This is a genomic window from Wolbachia endosymbiont of Rhagoletis cingulata (genome assembly GCF_048537655.1).
Lineage (GTDB): Bacteria > Pseudomonadota > Alphaproteobacteria > Rickettsiales > Anaplasmataceae > Wolbachia > Wolbachia pipientis.
Map to the genome: position 1 here is coordinate 261,867 of NZ_CP175927.1, position 19,802 is coordinate 281,668.

A 19,802-nucleotide genomic window follows, 5' to 3' on the forward strand; every position below is an offset into this window, starting at 1 on the left:
TCAAGTAAACTAATTTTTTAATATACCTTTATTCTGTAATTGAGCGCTTCAGCAATGTGTGCTCTTTTTACTTCTTCACTTTTTGCAAGATCTGCAATAGTTCTTGCAACTTTTAATACGCGTGTGTAGCCTCGATTGGAAATGTAATTTTCTTTCAGTACGTATTTTAGCAATTCTAACCCTGCCTGATCTGGTTCAGTAAATTTATTAAATGCTTCACCGCTTACTTCTGAATTGCAACGAATATTTAATTCACTATAGCGCTCAGTTTGAACTTTTCTTGCTGCTATCACTCTTTCTCTTATAATTTTAGTACTTTCTCCCTCCACAGAGATTTCAGGAGAGAGTATGCTAACGTTTGGCATTTCAATGCATATGTCTATTCTATCAAGCAATGGGCCTGATATTTTGTTTTTGTAATCTGTGCCACACTTTGGAGCTTTGTTGCACGATCTGCTTGCATCACCTAAATAACCGCACCTGCAAGGGTTCATTGCAGCTATCAGTTGAAAATTGGCAGGGTAGGTTATGTGAGCATTTGCCCTTGCAACGGTAACTTTTCTATCTTCAAGTGGTTGGCGCAGAGAATCAAGCACGAGTCTTGGAAATTCAGGTAGCTCATCAAGAAATAACACGCCATTGTGAGCCATGGTAATTTCTCCGGGTTTTGCATTCTTTCCTCCTCCTATCATTGCTGGCATGGAACATGAGTGATGAGGTTCACGAAAGGGGCGAGTTACTTTGAATATTTCATTACCAGTTTTTGTTATGCTGGAAATAATATTAACATCAATCATCTCCTGTTCGGTTAAATCAGGCAGCAATCCTATAAAGCGCTTAGCAAGCATTGATTTTCCAGTACCAGGAGGGCCAACAAGAAGCATATTATGCCCACCTGCTGCTGCAATTTCAGCTGCTCTTTTTGCAACAACTTGGCCTTTAATATCCTTCATATCGGGAACCAATCTTTTTTCTTTGGGTGCATCACTATATTTAAAAATTACTGGCTGAATTAATTGCTCACCCTTAAAGTGTCTGATAATATCAGTTAATTTCTCTATAGCTAGAATTGAAACATTCTTTACCCATGAAGCCTCTACTCCATTTCCCCTTGGGCAAATTACTCCTTTATTTGCCTGTTTTGCATTGATCGCTGTTGGCAGCACTCCTGAAACTGGAATAACTCTGCCATCAAGGGCAAGCTCACCCATAATGATATAAGACTGAACTTTTTCAACTGGTATCACATTCATTACAACAAGTAGTCCAATAGCAATAGCCAAGTCATAATGACTACCTTCTTTCAGTAAATCCGCAGGGGAGAGATTAACTGTAATTCTTTTTGGAGGTAGTAGTAGATTGATTGAATTTAACGCTGCTCTGATGCGTTCTTTGGATTCCGCAACAGTTTTATCTGGCAATCCAACAATATTAAAAGCTGGAATACCATTTGCCATATGAATTTGTGCATTGACATTTACTGTGCTAATTCCCTGAAGCGCAACGGTATTTATATTTGCAATCATAATATATTATATAAAATTGTTAATACAATATATTAAAGAAGCGATGAAGTAAAGGCTACAGCAATTAAAGATGGCTTAACTTAGCAAAAAAGTGTAGTATTCTATCACTTTGCTGATTACAAATGTTTATAAGGATAATCACTTTTTTCTTACTATATTCAAGTACGGCTTTTTGTAGTGATTGTAATTTTAATTTACCATACTGTGGGCTCAGTTGTAATCTAGATCTATCATATAGAAATTTAAGTAATATAAAAAAATTATTGAATAACGACGATAAGTTTGTTGCGCTTACGTTTGATGATGGACCGTCTAACAATAGAGTAAACGATATTATTAATGTTCTGGAAAGCTATGAAGCAAAAGCAACATTTTTTGTGCTTGGTGAACGTATAAATGAAAAAACGTCTGAAATAGTAAAGAAAATTCATGAATCAGGTCATGAGTTAGGCAATCACTCTTGGTCGCATAGGAAGTTGACATCACTTTCAAGTGAGGAACAATTGCAAGAATTGGAAAAGACAAATACAGCAATTAAAAATGCAATAAAACAAGATGTAAAATGGTTTCGTCCGCCATATGGATGTTATGACGATAATCTGATTGAAAATACTGATCAATTAAATATGTATTCAATATTATGGACAGTTGATTCGCTAGATTGGCAAGGTGATAAGCCAGAAACTTTAGTTGAAAGAGTTTTAAGTAATGTACATAATGGAGCAGTTATACTGTTTCATGATCACAATAACAGGTCAAACACAATTGAAGCTTTACCTCATATTATTAAAATACTAAAAAAATCAGGTTATAAGTTTGTGACCTTAAGTGAGTGGGAAAAAAGGGTTTGTAATACGGTAAAAGCCAGAAGTGTAACAATAAAAGAGGGGAAAAAAGTGTGTTTTGAAGGAATGTTATGTGGACAAAAAACAAAGTCTTTAACCGCAGAGCATTCATATTAGGTGGTATTCAGCTTACCATTTCTGCGGTTTTTAGTTGCAGGTTATATAATTTACAAATACGAAACAGACAAAAGTACGAAGCACTATCTAATAGTAATAGAATAAGAGTTGCTACTATTATGCCTAAGCGGGGCAAAATTTTAGATAGGAATAGCATTGAACTTGCGGTAAACAAAATTTCGTATGTTGTTTTGTTTGATGGTTCTGGTAAGGAAGTTGATTTGCAGACATTATCAGAAGTCGAGTCTAAAATAGCAAAATCGTCAGAAAAAATAACTGCTCTTTATAAACGTTATTACCCGTTTGGTTCAATGTGTTCTCATGTAATCGGATATACAAAAAGACAGCAAGGCATAAGCGAAGTAGGAATCAGCGGTATTGAATATACATATGATCATATATTGAAAGGCAAGTCAGGAAAATCTGAGCAGGAAATAAATTCTAAAAAACGCGTCATAAAAGAATTATCAAGCATACCACAACAAGACGGACAAGATGTACAACTGACAATTGATATTAATCTGCAAGAGAAAACCGCAGAGGTATTTAAAGATCACCAAGGCTCCGCAGTGGTAATTGATGTAAATAATGGAGAAATTTTAGCATTATATAATTCACCTTCTTACGATAATAATCTTTTTGCTAGCAGGCTATCAAATGAGACTTGGGAGAGCTTGAATGCTCCTTCATTGCCGCTCGTGAATCGTGCGTTATCATATCAAATTCCACCTGGTTCAATATTTAAAGTAATAGTTGCGCTTGCGGGTTTAAAAGACGGGATAATAACACCAGAAGAGAAATTCTCGTGCAAGGGCTATATGAAAATAGGTGAGCGGAAATTTCGTTGTCTGAAAAGCAAAGTCCATGGGTATGTATCTTTAAATGAGGCAATGGCATTATCATGCAACACTTACTTTTATAATATAGGGAAAAAAATAAGTGTAGACTCTCTAGTAGAAATGGCCAGAAAATTTGGTATTGGAAGTGGGCCACTGATTGGAACGTTTAAAGAAGAAGCTCCAGGGTTGTTGCCAGATAGAGATTGGCGTACACGAAAGCTATATTCGCAGTGGTATTTAGGTGACACTATCAACTTAGTTATAGGACAAGGGTATATGCTTACAACACCACTACAGCTTGCAGTTCTTGCAGCGAGGATTGCAACAGGAAAAGAGGTAATTTCCCGCATTAAGATGAATGAAACGATACAAGATTTTCCCGATATTGATGTGGATTGTGAGCATCTTAGCATAGTTCGAAAAGCTATGTTTGACGTGGTGAATTCTAAAACTGGAACCTATAAGAAAGGGCTAAGCGGTATACAAATTGCTGGCAAAACCGGTACACCAGAAATAAACTCTAAGGGCGAAAGTCATAAGTTATTTATCGCCTATGGCCCTTACCATAACCCGCGCTATGCAATCTCTGTGTTTATAGAACACGGCAAAGCCCCACGCCAAGATGTTGCTATAGCTAATGAAATATTTCAGTATATGCTTGAAACTATGAGTATTAAACTTCTTGCATAACCATATAACAAACTTTTATTGGGAATAGAAACGAAAAAACTTACTTGACACCCTTCGCCAGCGCCCTTATCATGATAGTGAAGCTATTGTATTTGCTTTCGCCAATCTGCAGATTAAAAGGTAAGGATTACTTAATGTATCGGCGTCTTATGTTCAATTTTTTGCAGTATATAGATACTGTATGTCTTTACAAAACTTCATCTACATCTAGATTTTTATCTAAATAAGCTGAACGCGCTTATAAAGCGTTACAAGACATCAAAAAATGCCAATACTCGACAGAGATAGTAAAAGACTAGCTAACTCGGGGATTCTTTGTCTTTTTTTCTGCTTAGTAAATTTCTTAAACATTTGCAGCGTAAGTTAGTTGCAATTAAAAGCGGCTGAATCTCGCTTGTCAAGCGTTTAAAACATAAAAAACGCCAATATTTTAAAGCGGATAATAACCACGGGGCTTCTTTTGCCTTTTTTTTCATTTGGTAAATTTCTTAATATTTATAGCTAAACAACAACCGTCATCCAGCTACGTGTTAGCGGGATCTATGCTTTGAGATACCGCGAATGAATCGCGGTATGACGGTGTAGATGATGGTTAAGTATCCAGCTACGTGTTAGCGGGATCTATGCTTTGAGATACCGCGAATGAATCGCGGTATGACGGTGTAGATGATGGTTAAGTATCCCGCTGCTTGTTAGCGGGATCTATGCTTTGAGATACCGCGAATGAATCGCGGTATGACGGTGTAATGATGGTTAAGTATCCCGCTGCTTGTTAGCGGGATCTATGTTAAGGTATAGTAGGGGGATCTATGTTAAGAGATACCGCGAATGAATCGCGGTATGACGGTGTAATGATGGTTAAGTATCCCGCTACGTGTTAGCGGGATCTATGTTAAGAGATACCGCGAATGAATCGCGGTATGACGGTGTAATGATGGTTAAGTAATTCGTCATCCCGCTACGTGTTAGCGGGATCTATGTTAAGGTATAGTAGGGGATCTATGTTAAGAGATACCGCGAATGAATCGCGGTATGACGGTGTAGATGATGGTTAAGTAATTCGTCATCCCGCTACGTGTTAGCGGGATCTATGTTAAGAGATACCGCGAATGAATCGCGGTATGACGGTTAAGTAAGGTGTCATTCCAGTGCTCCTTTTTTTGTCATCCCAGCGTCACGCGTTGGTTTCAACATTATATCATGAACTTTCTAAAATTCATTGAACTGTGCTTTCAAACGGTAGTGCCGGGGTGTGAGTATAACGATTATCAGTATATAAAAGTCATAGCAGACAGGCTGGAAGCAGCGAGCGCTGGTGAAGTGAAACGAATAATATTCAATATGCCTCCGCGCTCGATGAAGTCCATGTGCATAAGCGTTGCGTGGCCCGCATGGATACTGGGAAACCAACCAACTGCGAGAATAATAGTTGCAAGTTATTCTCAGCGGCTCAGCGAAAAGCACTCGCTCGACACCAGGTGCGTGATGCAGTCTAGTTGGTATAGAGCGCTATTTCCAGAGATAGAACTATCCAAAGACCAGAATACCAAATATAAATTTCAAACAGTGCAGAGAGGATACAGAATCGCAACATCAGTTGGTGGAACACTAACTGGTGAAGGTGGTGATTTTATCATTGTGGACGATCCGCTCAGTTCTGCTCAAGCTTTGAGTGAAACGCTTAGAAAGCGTGCCACAAACTGGTTTGATCAGACTTTAGTAACCAGGCTGAACGATAGAAAAAAAGGAGTCATCGTTCTTGTAATGCACAGGCTACACCAGGAGGACTTAACTGGACACCTTCTCTCCAAGCCAAAAAACATATGGCATCATATTTGTTTGCCAATGATTTCTGAAAATAAGCAGGTTATTTATTCAATCAAAAAGCCAATGCCTCCCGTTCCTGTCATCCGAGTAGCTCAGCACTGTGCGACCAGGCGATTATATAATAAACCAGCGTCACCTGTAAGGATATTATATTCAAGAGAAGAAGGTCAGTTGTTATATCCCCTCGATGGAGGAAAAGAAGAAGTTGAGATAATAAAAGCTGAACTTGGGAGTTACGCTTTTGCTGCTCAATATCAACAAAACCCTCTGCCGCTTTCAAGTGGTATAATTAAACCAGAGTGGTTGAGAGGTTGTCCGGAAACTAGTAAATTCAAGCATATTCCCTCTTTAACATAACCCTACTCATAGCTAGGTATATGAAATTCTCAGTGGATGTTGTGAGTAAATCATACTCCTTCGATAGCCTTCTATTCCTATTAACCCAAGCAAAAGTCCTTTCTACAACCCATCTTCTTGGCTGTACTTTAAACCCTTGTTCTCTTGTTGGTAGTAGCTCAGGTGGCGTATCTTTGTGCACCCAAAATCTACATGGAGGCCTTTTAACAATTTCAATATCTATGTCATATTCTTCCTTTATGTGATTCTTTAAATTTCTTCCTTGGTATCCCATGTCAGCCCACATTTTTTTAACTTTAGTATATTTTGTTCTCATATTGTTTAATGCTATTTTAATACCATCTCTATCATTTTCGTTAGCAGCGCCTACGTAACAACCTAGTATAAAACCCTGAGTGTCTGTAATTATATGCCTTTTTCTACCCTTTACTTTTTTACTTCCATCATAGCCTTTGATCCCCCCTTTTCTGTAGTCTTTACAGATTGACTATCTACTATACAGGCACTCGGCTGCTCATTCCTTCCTATTTTTCTTCTACTATATTTTGTAATTTCATAATTCATTTTCTCAAAAATTCCCTGCTTCTTCCATTGCCTGAACTGCTCATACACAGTCTTCCATAGCGGAAAATCATTTGGTAAATACCGCCATTGACACCCTGTACGCAATACATAGAAAATTGCTTCTAATATTTCTTTTTTGCTATACTTTGGCAGCCTTCCTCCTTTCTTGTATGATACTCTGAAGTGTTTTTCTATTCTTGCCCATTCCCTTTCGCTTAGATCTGTTGGATACTTTTTTCTCATCTTTACCCCGTACTAAAATTTCAGATATTATAGCCTTTTACTTGTTTCCGGACAACCTCTGAGAGGTTGTCCGGAAACTAGTAAATTCAAGCATATTCCCTCTTTAACATAACCCTACTCATAGCTAGGTATATGAAATTCTCAGTGGATGTTGTGAGTAAATCATACTCCTTCGATAGCCTTCTATTCCTATTAACCCAAGCAAAAGTCCTTTCTACAACCCATCTTCTTGGCTGTACTTTAAACCCTTGTTCTCTTGTTGGTAGTAGCTCAGGTGGCGTATCTTTGTGCACCCAAAATCTACATGGAGGCCTTTTAACAATTTCAATATCTATGTCATATTCTTCCTTTATGTGATTCTTTAAATTTCTTCCTTGGTATCCCATGTCAGCCCACATTTTTTTAACTTTAGTATATTTTGTTCTCATATTGTTTAATGCTATTTTAATACCATCTCTATCATTTTCGTTAGCAGCGCCTACGTAACAACCTAGTATAAAACCCTGAGTGTCTGTAATTATATGCCTTTTTCTACCCTTTACTTTTTTACTTCCATCATAGCCTTTGATCCCCCCTTTTCTGTAGTCTTTACAGATTGACTATCTACTATACAGGCACTCGGCTGCTCATTCCTTCCTATTTTTCTTCTACTATATTTTGTAATTTCATAATTCATTTTCTCAAAAATTCCCTGCTTCTTCCATTGCCTGAACTGCTCATACACAGTCTTCCATAGCGGAAAATCATTTGGTAAATACCGCCATTGACACCCTGTACGCAATACATAGAAAATTGCTTCTAATATTTCTTTTTTGCTATACTTTGGCAGCCTTCCTCCTTTCTTGTATGATACTCTGAAGTGTTTTTCTATTCTTGCCCATTCCCTTTCGCTTAGATCTGTTGGATACTTTTTTCTCATCTTTACCCCGTACTAAAATTTCAGATATTATAGCCTTTTACTTGTTTCCGGACAACCTCTAAGAGGTTGTCCGGAAACTAGTAAATTCAAGCATATTCCCTCTTTAACATAACCCTACTCATAGCTAGGTATATGAAATTCTCAGTGGATGTTGTGAGTAAATCATACTCCTTCGATAGCCTTCTATTCCTATTAACCCAAGCAAAAGTCCTTTCTACAACCCATCTTCTTGGCTGTACTTTAAACCCTTGTTCTCTTGTTGGTAGTAGCTCAGGTGGCGTATCTTTGTGCACCCAAAATCTACATGGAGGCCTTTTAACAATTTCAATATCTATGTCATATTCTTCCTTTATGTGATTCTTTAAATTTCTTCCTTGGTATCCCATGTCAGCCCACATTTTTTTAACTTTAGTATATTTTGTTCTCATATTGTTTAATGCTATTTTAATACCATCTCTATCATTTTCGTTAGCAGCGCCTACGTAACAACCTAGTATAAAACCCTGAGTGTCTGTAATTATATGCCTTTTTCTACCCTTTACTTTTTTACTTCCATCATAGCCTTTGATCCCCCCTTTTCTGTAGTCTTTACAGATTGACTATCTACTATACAGGCACTCGGCTGCTCATTCCTTCCTATTTTTCTTCTACTATATTTTGTAATTTCATAATTCATTTTCTCAAAAATTCCCTGCTTCTTCCATTGCCTGAACTGCTCATACACAGTCTTCCATAGCGGAAAATCATTTGGTAAATACCGCCATTGACACCCTGTACGCAATACATAGAAAATTGCTTCTAATATTTCTCTTTTGCTATACTTTGGCGGCCTTCCTCCTTTCTTGTATGATACTCTGAAGTGTTTTTCTATTCTTGCCCATTCCCTTTCGCTTAGATCTGTTGGATACTTTTTTCTCATCTTTACCCCGTACTAAAATTTCAGATATTATAGCCTTTTACTTGTTTCCGGACAACCTCTGAAACGCTATAAAAAATTTCCTGATAATCTCTCGCATATAACACAAAGTTGGGATACTGCGGTTTCAACAAGTAACATGAGCAACTTTAGTGTCTGCACCACCTGGGCAAAAATAGATAATAAATTCTATTTACTCGACGTATATCGCGCAAAGCTTGAGTATCCAAAGCTTAAAGAACAGGTTTTGTCACTAGCTGCAAGATGGACGCCACACGCAATTTTAATCGAAGCAAAAACAAGTGGTCAACAATTGGTGCAAGAGCTAAAGACAAACAGTGATTTACCGATTATTGAAATAGTGCCACATGATGACAAGCTCACTCGATTTCATCAAATTGTTCCGATTATAGAGTCTGGCAAGGTTTTTCTGCCACATCAAGCAGTATGGCTGAACGATTTTGAGTATGAGATTTTAATGTTTCCTGAAACGCGCCACGACGACCAAGTGGACAGTACCGTGCAATATTTGCAGTGGGTGAGAAACAGTACCTCCAGGGTTGCAGCTATACGAGCATTGTGATTTGAGTCTACCAGTACTGGGATGACAGCTAGGAGACAACCGTCATCCCGCTACTTATTAGCGGCTGAGATACCGCAGCGGTATGACGGTTCGCGGCGGCATGACGATAAGCTCGTCATCCCGCTTTGTTAGCGGCTGGGATACCGCGAATGAATCGCGGTATGACGGTTCGCGGCGGCATGACAATAAGCTCGTCATTCCGCTACTCGTTAGCGGAATCTATGCTGAGATATCGCGGCGGTATGATGTAGGGAAACCTTTCTTGGGTTAGCTATATCAATAGCATTGCTTTAAAAAGAGTGCCCATATTTTCAGTCAACCTTAAGAATTCACTAAAGATCCTATTCTTTTGTTCATCACTTGCGCTTTTCATTAAAGCCTGGGTTCTTTCTTTTATGCCAAAAAGATATAAAAATTCCCTTTGAGTTAAAATCTCACAATCTACATGCTTTAATGGATCTCTTAACGCTTGAAAGTTCACAAGTGCGGTAATATCACTATTACCAACATTCTCAAGAAAATTAGCATACTTATGTTGTTTTATCGATTGCAAAGTGCTCTTATATGCGGGGTATACATAACCGTAATCTACAATCAAAGCAGCTCCTTTATTATTATATATCTTCTTCTCAAGTTTTTTTAATATTTCAACCCCAACTGAACATATTTCCACCACTGCACCATTAAAAAATTTTCCATTTGTCATCTGAGTAGCTGACACTGGAATCCATGATTCTTTTTTTCTGGATTCCAGTGTCACGCACTGGCATGACACCAAGAGACTGCCATCATCTTGTTTTGTCACCATATTTTCATACCACCCCTCATCATGATATACAAACTGATCTATCGGAAGAGCGTCAAAGAACTCATTTGCTAAAAAAATGGTTGGTTGTTCTGGTAGGTTGTCAATATTTTTGTGCCAATTAACATCTAAGCTTTTTAATTTTTCCTTTTGTATCTTCCGTAAAGTAGGGCTTATTTCAACTAAGTGGATCAACATTGAATTAAAAAAGCTGCTGTATTTTTTAGTGACTCTTATTATATCGTGAATGAGTGTTCCTTTGCCTGGCCCAAGTTCAACTAGAGAAAATTTTGATGGCTTTCCTAATTTTTCCCATGTATGCATTATCCAAACTGCAATTACTTCACCAAATAATTGGCTGATCTCAGGTGCGGTAGTAAAATCACCATCCTTACCAAGCGGTAATTTACTTGTATAATAGCCGTATTTTTCATGGTACAAAACGGCATTCATGAAATCACTGATGGATATTGATCCTTGACTTTTGTCAATTAATTCGTGTATATAAGTGAGCATGTTATTAATAAATGTTTAACTATAGCGTGCCATAATATAAAATAGTAGAGTATTTATATATATAGTATAAACTTAAGTTTGTGAGTAATAGTGCTTCAGTTATGGACGACAAAAACACCGATTATGTTGCCCTTATACCTCAAGATGATAGTATTGAATACAAATTTGAAGAAGCTGTCAATTTTATAGAAAACAAGGTTATAAATGCTGATGGGCTAACTTTAGCGGAAGTGTTTCAAGTGCTAGTTCAAATGCTAAATGGTGATCTAGAATTGGTAAAAAAAGTACTAGCATGTGCTAATATTATGGCAAAGCATGGAATGAAGGTAGCAAAAGAGTCGCAATTAAGCAGAGCTGATGTTCGCCGAGCTTTGGAAGGTAGAGAAAGTGTTGTCAATAGACAAGATTTTATAAAGAAACCACCTCTTCCACCTGCTATAAAATCGACCAAAAAGAAAAGTAGAGGTCTTTAAATGGCCGAATCTATAAAAAAATTTACTGTACAATGTGACTTCAAAGGGCAAAGTTCACCTTTTGCAATATATATAGGAAATCCAAAAAGCGATGCTCATCCAATTCATCATCAAGATTCCTGGCTTGTAAAAGAACGTGGAGGGAATATCCCTAATAAAGTAAAAGAAAGTCTACAAAAATTATATAAACTATCTCAAGAAAATGGAGTCTCTTTCTCAGAGTTATGCGCGTATGCCATTACTGTGGTTAGTAATAATGATAAAAAAAGTGACGACAAGGAGTAAGATAGTTTAATCCCTCAATATTTCATTTATAGAGATTTTCGATCTCGTCTTTTCATCCACTTTTTTTACTATGACTGCACAATAGGTTGAAATATTATTTTTAGATGGAATAGACCCTGGTACCACTACAGAATAAGGTGGCACTTCGCCGTAAAATACCTTGCTAGTTTCTCTATCAATAATCTTTGTTGATGCCCCAATAAACACGCCTATGCCAAGGACTGATCCTTCTCTCACTACCACACCCTCGGCCACTTCGCTACGTGCTCCAATAAAGCAATTATCTTCTATAATGACAGGTGAAGCTTGAATAGGCTCAAGAACTCCACCTATTCCCACTCCACCAGAAATATGACAGTTTTTTCCTATTTGCGCACAGCTACCAATCGTTGACCAGGTATCTATCATTGTTCCTGAATCAACATATGCACCAACGTTGATAAAACTTGGCATTAGAACAACATTTGTACCTATATAAGCAGATCGGCGAACAAAACACCCAGGAACTGCTCTAATTTTTAACCGGCGAAATTTCTCCTCATTCCATTCACTAAACTTGTTACCGATCTTATCAAACCAGCAATTGGTATTATCTATTATTTTATTTTCTTCGGTGAGAAAATGTAATAATATTGCTTGCTTTATCCACTTATGTACTACCCATTCTCCACTTGATAGCTTTTCTGCTACTCTAATTTTGCCACTATCAAGGAGCTCAATTACCTCTTTAATTGCTATTCTTGCTGTTTTCTTTAGATTACAGTCATTAAATTTTTCTCTATTTTTCCAAATATCTTTTATCTCACTCTGTGTTTTTTTTAGTTGCAAACCTTCCATTTGTTATATATATATTGATATTAAATTTGTAGCTCGTATCATTTGGGCTTGTTACTACTTATATGTAAGTGCTATGAAAATACAATGTAATAGTTGTACTAAAACTTACTTAGTATCTCCTAAGCAAATTGGCGCGTCTGGAAGAAAGGTAAAATGTACGAACTGCAATCGCATATGGCATGAATATCTAGAAGAAGTGTCAAACAAATCGCACTCTGCTAATATACAGGAAAAAAAAGTTAGTGGAAGGAATTTTTTACAAAATCTAGCATTTACCACTCTAGCTTTTGCAACAGCTACAGGGTTATGCGTCGTAATTGCTAACGGCATCTTTCCTAGAGAGATGAACAAAGCATACAAAACGATCAGTTTATACAAGGATTCAATAAGCTATAAATTAGGGTACAAAAAAGAACAAACAGAAAGTCCAAATGTAAAAAAACTTGCTGTAAATAAGTTTTATCAAGACTACCTTTTTTTATCTAATTTAAGATCTAGTTAAATAGGCATACCGATATCGGTCTCTAGCTACTCAGATGGTGCTTAGGGTGACAGAGTTTTGAAAATAAGTTATTTTTTAGCAAAAAAGGCAGCTCATGAGTATTAAAATTGCACCTTCTATACTTTCAGCAGATTTTGCAAAATTAGGGGAAGAAGTAAGAAAAATTAGCGATTTAGGTGTGGATTACATACACATAGACGTTATGGATGGGAATTTCGTTCCAAATATTACAATTGGTCCTAGCGTTGTTTCTGCAATACGTAAATATAGCAATCTTCCTTTTGATGTGCATTTAATGGTCAAATCTCCTGGTAACCACATTGAAAGCTTTATAAATGCTGGTGCTGATATTATCACTGTACATGCAGAAGCAGAGACACACCTTGAGAGGTTGATAAGAAAGATAAAGTCATACAAAAATGTAAACGACGAAAAAAAACCGATTCAAGTTGGAGTTTCAATTGTTCCTTCAACTTCTCCAAGTGTGCTTGAATATATAATACATGAGCTAGATATTGTGCTGATTATGACAGTCAACCCTGGCTTTGGAGGGCAGGAATTCATTCATTCACAGTTGAACAAGATATCTACTATAAAAAAAATGATACAAGAGCGTAACCTTAAAACACAAATTTCAGTAGATGGTGGAATTAACTTTTTTAACGCAGCTGATATAATAAAAGCAGGTGCAGATATTTTAGTTGCGGGATCGGCGATATTCAAGGCTGAAGATATTAAGAAGGCCATAAACTATCTTAAAAATCCATCGTAGTAATCCTATATAGCTAAAGTGGCTTAGGTTTACCTACAATTTGAAAAACAACAAATTCGTCATTCCGCTACTCGTTAGCGGAATCTATGCTGAGATACCGCGGCGGTATGACGTAGAAAAACCTTTCTTGGGTTGTATCCGTTCAGCTAAGCGGTGTGAGAGATGATAGATAAGAGGTTTTGGAAAGGATTGAGACCCCTTTGTTTCCATGTCAAGTATAATGAAATTATCCGTTCAAGTTCCCCACTTCGATTGGGTAAAATATGAATTTTTGCGATAAACGACATAATGCCGTATCTGCTGTTCAGCATGGTTGTTTGTCAGCGGAATGTTTTCTGGGTCATCTAAAAATTTCCACATCATTCTTTCAGATTTCAAAATATTCTTTGCAACTCGAGAAGCTCCAATTGCTTCAGGTAAACGGCTTCAAGTAATACCTTGTACGTTTTCGCAACTTTCTGGCACGTCTGGTAAATCTAAAAACATCTATCTCATTTTTTAGCAAGGCCTTTTTTAGTGCAAATAATTCAGTGGCTACGTTTCTTAAGTAACAGCCCAGAACTTTAACTTCAACTATGTGCTAATCTTTCAAAATCTCTTGATAAATGTGCCCAACAGATTTGCCTATTCTTATCGGCAAAGTAGTTGTATGCTGCGTACCTGTCGTAAGCTATTGCGATTGCAGAACTTACTATTTTGTAAAACCTTCATTCCTCTTGACTCTGTCAATTTTATAAAACTTGCTGTATTACTGGCAAACATCCAGCACCAACCAAGTTTACCTTTGTTATAATGGCTCGTTTCATCGATATGCAGAACTTCACTTTTACTTACTTCTTGCTCGATTTGCTCATATGCTTCTTGGCATTTTTCTGCAACTCTAGCCTCGCTATTTGACACGCTACCAACACTGATGTCCAGGTTGAAAATATTTTTTATAATATTTGCTACTTCTCTTTTCGAGTTCTTGTAAAATCCGCTCAGCGCCGCAATTGTTGACTTAACTTTTGGACCAAATGTATCCGCAGTAACACCTTCTGGTAGCCTGCTACTTTTTCTTTTTCCACACTTGCAACAGCGGCCATTGGTATTCCACAACATAAGCTGGCAAATCAACTTTTTGATGAATGTATGGCTCTTTCGATATCGCAATTTCTCCTCCGCACTCGCAAGAACTCTATTTTCACCACTTCATCTGCTTCCATTTTAGGGCGATACTTTCCTTCATGCCCAATCTGTGCCCCTATTTTCCTGTCACTTTTTTTCTTTTTCTTCTTTAGCTTGTATAACTCTTTTGAGCTCGGTATCGATGAATTTTGTGAATTCAGACCTAGTCTTTCTTTCAATTCAGCATTTTCGATTCTTAGCGCCTTATTCTCAGATCTAAAATTTTCGTTTTCTATCTCTAACCTCTTTATCTCTGCTTTTAGTTGCTCTATCTCTATTTTAAAGCTTTCACAGAGCTTGAGAAGACTAGCTAGTAGATCAGACATATTTACCACACATACTACTTGTGATATTATGTTTTTAGCACTCCTTGTCTACTTTTTATTTTACCGCTCCGCTGAACGGATACCTTTTTTTTACTGTTTGAGTATGTAAGGATTATGACGACCTATCCCAAACCTCAACTATATCCTCACTAAACTCTATTATCTTTGTTTTTTTAAACTGATAACAGTTGTTAATGAATTGAATCCCTAAATCTCCTACAAAAGGAGTGGCATCATTGCCTAAAATTTTACCACTGCGGCATATTATCAACCTGTCGATTAAATTACACTTTAATAGTTCTGTGATTAACACTCCTCCACCTTCAACTAATAATCTTGTTATACCAATTTCTGAAACAAGTTTTAATGCCATGTCCTTTAGGCAAACCTTACCTGCGTTGCTTGAATTAACTACTAAGTAGTTAATGTTTTTTATTTTTTTCTCTACTTCTTTATTTGTGATGACCCAAGTTATTACTTTGTCTGCAGTCTTTGCAATGTTATGCTCTTCCTTTAATCTCCCTTGACTATCTATAATTAGCCTTATTGGCGATCTACTTCCGAGTCCTGGTAATCTGCAAGTTAAGAGTGGATCATCATTAATAAGAGTATTGCTGCCAATCATAATTGCATCATATTTCGTTCTGAGCTCATGCACCCAGTTTCTCGTATTTTCACTTGTTATCCATTTGCTATCGCCTGTAAATGTTGCGATTTTTCCGTCAAGAGTTGTTGCGACTTTGCAAGCTATAAATGGTCTATGTAATTCTTTAGTGGTGAAAAAACCGACATTCAGTTCTTTTGCCTCTTTTTGCATAATACCTTGCTCAACTTCAATTCCTGCTTCTTTCAGAGCTTTCATGCCTCTGCCTGAAACTCTACTATCTGGGTCAATAGTTGCAATTACTACTCTTTTTATGCTAGCTTTTATGATTTTTGCAGTGCAAGGCCCCGTGACTCCGTGATGACAACATGGCTCAAGAGTGATATATATAGTTGCGCCATGAGTTGAATCTTTAGCGTTTTGCAAAGCGACTACCTCCGCATGCGGACGCCCACCAATCCCTGTGTATCCCTCACTAACAATTGTACCATCCTTTACAATAATACACCCGACAGCAGGATTTGGTGCAACATTTCCAAGATTTTTTTCTGCAAGCCTTAATGCAATTGACATGAAATGATCATCAGTCATTAGAAAGAAGTCATTTCGTATGAGGTATCAAAAATTCTTCTGTGCTCGTGTATAGCAAATCTATCTGTCATACCTGAGATATAGTCACATATTATTACTGAACGCTGAGATTCACAAGCGAGTTTGCTCCACTCTGTGGGAAGTAATCCTGGGTTTTCATAAAAACATTGAAAGAGTTCCTGTATTATGCGTTTTGCTTTGTTCATCGTTCTACTCAGTTTATAGCTTCTGTATATTTTCTCCATGTTGAATCTTTTCATTTCTTTTGTAGCATTCGCAACTTCTGGTGAAAATGTGACTAGCATTTTATTTAGACTTCTTACGTCTTCTACGCTTTTTATTTTGTGATCTTCAATATTTCTTTCAGTCTGAGAAACAACATCACTTATCATAGTTCCTATAGTTCCACTCAGTGATTCATGTATGAGTTTGCTCTGAGGCAATTCTGAATATCTGCTCCTTATGTCTTTAAACATTTTTTCAATTAAAGGAACATTCAGCAAATCTTCGATGGTTACTAAATTCGCCCTGAGTGCATCATCAAGATCGTGAACACTGTAAGCAATATCATCGGCAATTGAAGCAACTTGCGCTTCAATGCTTGAAAATTCTTCAAGTTTTAGATCATATTTTTTGTTGTATTCTAATAACAGCTGATTATTTGTAGAAGACTCCGCGTTTTGACCAAGCAAGGGACCGTTATGTTTTGCAACTCCTTCAATCACCTCCCAACTTAGATTCATACCATCAAAATCAGCATGTTTTTGTTCGAGGTAAGTTAAAATCCTTATAGCTTGAACATTATGATCAAACTCATACTTCTCGTTATCAAGATTCAAATCTTGAACTGATTTCTTTAGAGCATCTTCACCTGCATGACCAAATGGAGGATGACCAAGATCATGTGCGAGCGCTATGCATTCAGTGATATCCTCATTTAAGCCAAGTCTACGCGCAATGGACCTTGCAATTTGTGCAACTTCAAGGCTATGAGTAAGCCGAGTGCGATAGTAGTCGTGCTCATAATTGATAAAAACTTGTGTTTTGTACTCCAATTTTCTAAACGCATTAGAGTGAATGATACGGTCCCTATCACGCTGAAAGCAGCTGCGATTCTCATCTTCTGGCTCTTTGAAGTATCTCCCTTTTGTTTTGCTTGGAAAACATGCATAATTTAATAGAAAGTTATTGTTTGACATGTAAAATTTCTACTATAATAAGTTATCAATAATAAACGGTGGTTACTATGTCAACAAATTACAACATCAACTTAACTGATAATGCACTAAAAAAAATCCACTCTCTTGCAGAGCAGGAAGGGGATAAGAGTTCCATTTTACGGGTTGCAGTTTCAGGTGGTGGATGTTCTGGCTTCAAATACAATTTTCTTATGGATCAAATGAATAAAAATCTATCTTTGGATGATGAAGACGATGATTACGATGATGAGTTTGATGACGAAGACGAAGATGATGACTATGAAGAAAGTGAGGACTATAGAAGCCACTCCAGTTTTAGCGAAAAAGGTAAAGATATAGTAATTAATGATGAAAATGGAAACCCTGTATTAATGGTTGATAATTGTTCAGCAAAATTTTTAAATAACTCAGTTATAGATTATACTGAGGATCTCAGTGGTTCTGGTTTTCAAATAAAGAATGCCTTTGCTAAGTCTCAATGTGGTTGTGGTAACAGTTTTTCGGTTTAATTATTACTAAAACTTAGATGCCTTCTGGATCTTTTAAACATGGGTGGTAATGTAGCACTAGAACTAACTTCCGTAGATAAAAGCTTCAAGAACAATTCTGCTGTTGTAAAGGATATCAACTTAAGTGTCACAAGAGGGCAAGTAGTAGCGCTGATTGGCGATTCAGGTGCAGGGAAAACAACTATATTGCAAATCGCAGGCTTGTTGGACAAGCCAACTTCAGGTATAGTTACGATAGATGGAATAAATTGCACACAAGCCAGTAATAAGCATAAAACTCATGTAAGAAGAAATTTTCTTAGTTTTGTTTATCAATTTCACTATTTGTTACAAGAGTTATCGGTGTTGGAAAATATTATGCTTCCTCAACTCATTGCAGGAAAAAGCAAAGCTGAAGCAAAAAAAAATTCGCAAGCAATGTTGGAAAAATTTGGTCTGGAAAACAAAGCAAGTAGCATGGTATCTGAAGTTTCGGGTGGGGAAAGGCAGAGAGTTGCAATTGCAAGAAGCATTGTAAATTCTCCAAAGCTTTTACTTGCAGATGAGCCAACAGGAAACTTAGATCCAACAAATTCTTTTAACGTGTTTTTACTGCTACATTCATACGTAAAGGAAAATAACAGCTCTATGCTTATAGTAACACACAATCATCTCCTTGCAGAAAAGGCAGACTGCATTTTCCAATTGAGAGATCGATCATTAGTGAAGTTGTGAATAGGAAAAATAGCACAATTTCTATGCCTTATACTTATCTAACCAATGATCATTAACAGAGTACAACTCGCATGAAATGCTTTCATTGCTTTTTATACACGGACTTTTTAACTTACGCTGTTTACTTAGGGAACACCCCGATAACATAAACACAGCTAAAACAAAAAATAATAGCTTTTTAAACATAACAAAACCTTTTCATTTATATTACTACACTCATTTCTCTTGTTTGTAAAGATTAGGCATATTCTTTTACCCTTACCTCTTTTTTGACCTTTTGAAAAGAAATAGTTGCACTATTCAAGCGCAGTTTTATATAATTGTCCACGATTTGAGTCACTTCCTCTTCTTTATCCTTTAGAAAGTGATTAGTATCATCTATTATATAGTATTTCATGTGATCACTTCTTACTGAATTTATCAACCTTTTTGCTAATTCTGTTACATCGCTTTCTTCTGAGATTGTATCATTACTGCTTTGTATTATAAGCCCAGAAACTGGACAGGGAGAAAGAAAAGAAAAATCGTACTTAGTTACCGGAAGAGAAAGAGCAATAAAACCCACTATCTCAGGGCGGCGCATTGTTAGCTGCATAGCCACCCATGCTCCAAAAGAAAAACCAGCGATCCAAATTGGAACATTGCTAGGATTATGTTCCTGAAGCCAATCAATGGCTACCGCAGCGTCAGTTAATTCTCCTATACCCTTATCAAAAGTTCCGGTAGATTTTCCCACACCACGAAAGTTAATTTTCAATGCAGAAAAATTGTTATCGATAAAAGACGTATATGTACTATGTACAATTTTACTATCCATATTACCACCATATTGAGGATGATGATGTAAAACCAGCACAACCGGCGCGTTGGCATCTTTGCTTTGGTGGTATTCACCTTCTATCTTTCTTGTTGCATTATTCAAAAAAACTTCAACCATGGTAACCCCTAATAAGAACCCGCTTGACAGGTATTAATGACGTGAGTTATTAATTATGTATTAATTTCGCTGTTTTTGCAATAAATTTTTTATCGTGTTAAAGCTAACGTACATAGTTATGGCTATAGTTGATGGTAAA

17 protein-coding genes and 3 pseudogenes are annotated in these 19,802 nt (G+C 36.9%); 10 read left to right on the top strand and 10 right to left on the bottom strand.

Features of this window, described 5'->3' with window-relative positions; all coding sequences use genetic code 11:
* Positions 1-17: 17 nt before the first annotated feature.
* Positions 18-1,526: a YifB family Mg chelatase-like AAA ATPase gene (locus ACJZL3_RS01225; protein WP_095742738.1), complete on the bottom strand. Its 1,509-nt coding sequence runs from the start codon at positions 1,524-1,526 to the stop codon at positions 18-20.
* 122 nt (positions 1,527-1,648) lie between these two features.
* On the opposite strand from ACJZL3_RS01225, the gene ACJZL3_RS01230 reads away from it, so the two are divergent.
* The 3 genes and pseudogenes from ACJZL3_RS01230 to ACJZL3_RS01240 all read left to right on the top strand — a co-directional run.
* The gene (locus tag ACJZL3_RS01230) at positions 1,649-2,488 is read left to right on the top strand and encodes a polysaccharide deacetylase family protein (RefSeq protein WP_010962787.1); all 840 of its coding nucleotides are present in this window, start codon (positions 1,649-1,651) and stop codon (positions 2,486-2,488) included.
* The gene (locus tag ACJZL3_RS01235; RefSeq protein ID WP_419198826.1) at positions 2,443-4,017 is read left to right on the top strand and encodes a penicillin-binding transpeptidase domain-containing protein; all 1,575 of its coding nucleotides are present in this window, start codon (positions 2,443-2,445) and stop codon (positions 4,015-4,017) included. The genes ACJZL3_RS01230 and ACJZL3_RS01235 overlap by 46 nt, the downstream gene beginning before the upstream one ends.
* 1,200 nt (positions 4,018-5,217) lie before the next feature.
* Positions 5,218-6,153, top strand: a pseudogene (locus ACJZL3_RS01240) (terminase); the annotation flags it as partial.
* Between the two features lie 22 nt (positions 6,154-6,175).
* On the opposite strand, the gene ACJZL3_RS01245 reads toward ACJZL3_RS01240, so the two are convergent.
* The 3 genes from ACJZL3_RS01245 to ACJZL3_RS01255 all read right to left on the bottom strand — a co-directional run bounded on the left by ACJZL3_RS01245 (position 6,176) and on the right by ACJZL3_RS01255 (position 8,846).
* Positions 6,176-7,008, bottom strand: a protein-coding gene (locus ACJZL3_RS01245; protein ID WP_264374449.1) for an IS5-like element ISWpi1 family transposase whose coding sequence is annotated in 2 segments (ribosomal slippage) — positions 6,176-6,639 and positions 6,639-7,008 — 834 coding nt in all. Because the reading frame shifts where the segments join, the coding sequence is not laid out codon by codon here.
* An 86-nt stretch (positions 7,009-7,094) separates the two neighbouring features.
* Positions 7,095-7,927 (bottom strand): IS5-like element ISWpi1 family transposase gene (locus tag ACJZL3_RS01250; RefSeq protein WP_264374449.1). Its coding sequence is split into 2 segments (ribosomal slippage): positions 7,095-7,558 and positions 7,558-7,927, totalling 834 coding nucleotides; the frame shifts between segments, so codons are not numbered across the junction.
* An 86-nt stretch (positions 7,928-8,013) separates the two neighbouring features.
* A protein-coding gene (locus ACJZL3_RS01255; protein WP_094189578.1) for an IS5-like element ISWpi1 family transposase occupies positions 8,014-8,846 on the bottom strand; the annotation gives its coding sequence in 2 pieces (ribosomal slippage) (positions 8,014-8,477 and positions 8,477-8,846; 834 coding nt in all).
* A gap of 55 nt (positions 8,847-8,901) precedes the next feature.
* On the opposite strand from ACJZL3_RS01255, the pseudogene terL reads away from it, so the two are divergent.
* Positions 8,902-9,426, top strand: a pseudogene (terL, locus tag ACJZL3_RS01260) (phage terminase large subunit); the annotation flags it as partial.
* 271 nt (positions 9,427-9,697) lie between these two features.
* Here terL and ACJZL3_RS01265 read toward each other — a convergent pair.
* Positions 9,698-10,747, bottom strand: a complete 1,050-nt coding sequence (locus tag ACJZL3_RS01265) for a class I SAM-dependent methyltransferase (protein WP_010962785.1) — start codon at positions 10,745-10,747, stop codon at positions 9,698-9,700.
* Between the two features lie 101 nt (positions 10,748-10,848).
* Here ACJZL3_RS01265 and ACJZL3_RS01270 point away from each other — a divergent pair, with 101 nt between their 5' ends.
* Positions 10,849-11,220 (top strand): hypothetical protein, encoded by a 372-nt coding sequence (locus tag ACJZL3_RS01270; protein ID WP_022626336.1) that lies wholly within the window; start codon positions 10,849-10,851, stop codon positions 11,218-11,220.
* On the top strand, positions 11,221-11,505 hold the full coding sequence (locus tag ACJZL3_RS01275; protein WP_010962783.1) for a DUF2610 domain-containing protein: 285 nt from the start codon (positions 11,221-11,223) through the stop codon (positions 11,503-11,505).
* 6 nt (positions 11,506-11,511) lie between these two features.
* Here the strand turns inward: ACJZL3_RS01275 and dapD are convergent, their stop codons facing one another.
* On the bottom strand, positions 11,512-12,342 hold the full coding sequence (gene dapD / locus ACJZL3_RS01280) for a 2,3,4,5-tetrahydropyridine-2,6-dicarboxylate N-succinyltransferase (RefSeq protein ID WP_010962782.1): 831 nt from the start codon (positions 12,340-12,342) through the stop codon (positions 11,512-11,514).
* A 73-nt stretch (positions 12,343-12,415) separates the two neighbouring features.
* On the opposite strand from dapD, the gene ACJZL3_RS01285 reads away from it, so the two are divergent.
* Entirely contained in the window at positions 12,416-12,844 is a 429-nt protein-coding gene (locus ACJZL3_RS01285) for a zinc-ribbon domain-containing protein (protein WP_419198827.1), read from the top strand.
* A gap of 94 nt (positions 12,845-12,938) precedes the next feature.
* The gene (rpe, locus tag ACJZL3_RS01290) at positions 12,939-13,616 is read left to right on the top strand and encodes a ribulose-phosphate 3-epimerase (protein ID WP_038198978.1); all 678 of its coding nucleotides are present in this window, start codon (positions 12,939-12,941) and stop codon (positions 13,614-13,616) included.
* Between the two features lie 146 nt (positions 13,617-13,762).
* Here the strand turns inward: rpe and tnpC are convergent.
* The 3 genes and pseudogenes from tnpC to ACJZL3_RS01305 all read right to left on the bottom strand — a co-directional run bounded on the left by tnpC (position 13,763) and on the right by ACJZL3_RS01305 (position 17,503).
* Positions 13,763-15,109 (bottom strand): annotated as a pseudogene (tnpC, locus tag ACJZL3_RS01295) (IS66 family transposase).
* Between the two features lie 112 nt (positions 15,110-15,221).
* Entirely contained in the window at positions 15,222-16,304 is a 1,083-nt protein-coding gene (gene ribD / locus ACJZL3_RS01300) for a bifunctional diaminohydroxyphosphoribosylaminopyrimidine deaminase/5-amino-6-(5-phosphoribosylamino)uracil reductase RibD (RefSeq protein ID WP_010962779.1), read from the bottom strand.
* Complete coding sequence (locus ACJZL3_RS01305) at positions 16,304-17,503, bottom strand: deoxyguanosinetriphosphate triphosphohydrolase (RefSeq protein ID WP_070356885.1); 1,200 nt, start codon at positions 17,501-17,503, stop codon at positions 16,304-16,306. Before ACJZL3_RS01305 ends, ribD begins: the two co-directional genes overlap by 1 nt.
* A gap of 47 nt (positions 17,504-17,550) precedes the next feature.
* On the opposite strand from ACJZL3_RS01305, the gene ACJZL3_RS01310 reads away from it, so the two are divergent.
* Both ACJZL3_RS01310 and ACJZL3_RS01315 read left to right on the top strand, forming a co-directional pair.
* Positions 17,551-18,012 carry a HesB/IscA family protein gene (locus ACJZL3_RS01310; RefSeq protein WP_010081891.1) on the top strand — a complete coding sequence of 154 codons (462 nt, stop codon included), beginning with the start codon at positions 17,551-17,553 and terminating at the stop codon, positions 18,010-18,012.
* Between the two features lie 39 nt (positions 18,013-18,051).
* Positions 18,052-18,726, top strand: coding sequence for an ABC transporter ATP-binding protein (locus ACJZL3_RS01315; protein ID WP_010962776.1), 675 nt, complete (start codon positions 18,052-18,054; stop codon positions 18,724-18,726).
* A 238-nt stretch (positions 18,727-18,964) separates the two neighbouring features.
* On the opposite strand, the gene ACJZL3_RS01320 is transcribed toward ACJZL3_RS01315, so the two are convergent.
* Positions 18,965-19,663, bottom strand: a complete 699-nt coding sequence (locus tag ACJZL3_RS01320) for an alpha/beta hydrolase (protein WP_010081989.1) — start codon at positions 19,661-19,663, stop codon at positions 18,965-18,967.
* Positions 19,664-19,802: the final 139 nt, after the last annotated feature.